General features: G+C 66.1%; 1 protein-coding gene. It reads right to left on the bottom strand.

All coding sequences use genetic code 11. The features are described 5' to 3' along the window. Positions 1-246: 246 nt before the first annotated feature. On the bottom strand, positions 247-1170 hold a 924-nt coding region (locus ACQKJZ_RS19400), incomplete at its 5' end, for a S1 RNA-binding domain-containing protein (protein WP_427733344.1).

Here is a 1170-nt window from a genome sequence, read left to right as displayed (position 1 = left end):
GACTTCGGCGCTTTGCGCCGAAGTCGAAGGTCAAGGGAATCCCGTGCGGCCTGATGCCCCTCCACCACCGCTTCGCGGCGGTCCCCTTCTCCAAGCGGGGCTTGGGGAGGATTTGGTTCACCCCATTCCTCCCCATCTTCGATGGGGAGGGGGACCGCCCGGCGCAGCCGGGTGGTGGAGGGGCAGACCCCAACGAAAAAGGGCCCGAGGTTTCCCCCGAGCCCTTTCGCTTCCCTAGGGAAGAGATCAGTCGCGATCGCCGGTCAGAAAGGCCGGAGCGGCGAATTCGGATGAACCGCCCTGCTCGCCGCCTTCACGACGGGGACGGTCGCCACGGTCGCGACGCGGGCCGCTGCGGCCTTCGCCGCCGCGATCACCACGGTCGCCCCCACGATCACCGCCGTCGCGGCGCGGACCGCGACCGCCTTCACGGTCGCCGCGCGGGCCACGGTCGCCGCGCGGTTCACGCGGTTCGCGGGCCGGACGATTGTCCTCCAGCTCGGCGCCGGTTTCCTGGTCGACGACGCGCATCGACAGGCGGACCTTGCCGCGCGGATCGATCTCGAGGACCTTGACCTTGACTTCCTGGCCTTCGCTCAGGACGTCCGAGACCTTCTCGACACGCTCGTTCTTGATCTCCGAGACGTGGACGAGACCGTCCTTGCCACCCATGAAGTTCACGAACGCACCGAAGTCGACGAGGTTGACGACCTTGCCGTTGTAGATCTTGCCGACCTCGGCCTCTTCGACGATGCCCTTGATCCAGTTCATCGCGGCTTCGATCTGCGAACCGTCCGACGAGCTGATCTTGATGACGCCCTCGTCGTCGATGTCGACCTTGGCGCCGGTGGTGGCGACGATCTCGCGGATCACCTTGCCGCCGGTGCCGATGACGTCGCGGATCTTCGACTTGTCGATCGTCATCGTCTCGATGCGCGGGGCATGGGCTGACAGCTCGGTGCGGGTCTCGCCCAGCGCCTTGTTCATCTCGCCCAGGATGTGCGCGCGGCCTTCCTTGGCCTGCGCCAGCGCGACCTTCATGATCTCCTCGGTGATACCGGCGATCTTGATGTCCATCTGGAGCGAGGTGATACCCTCGGAGGTGCCCGCCACCTTGAAGTCCATGTCGCCCAGGTGATCTTCGTCACCCAGGATGTCCGACAGGACGGC

The sequence above is a fragment of the Sphingomonas sp. NPDC019816 genome, from assembly GCF_050274375.1.
Lineage (GTDB): Bacteria > Pseudomonadota > Alphaproteobacteria > Sphingomonadales > Sphingomonadaceae > Sphingomonas.
The sequence above is the reverse complement of the archived record's forward strand: the minus strand, read 5'-3'. Positions and strand labels throughout refer to the sequence as shown.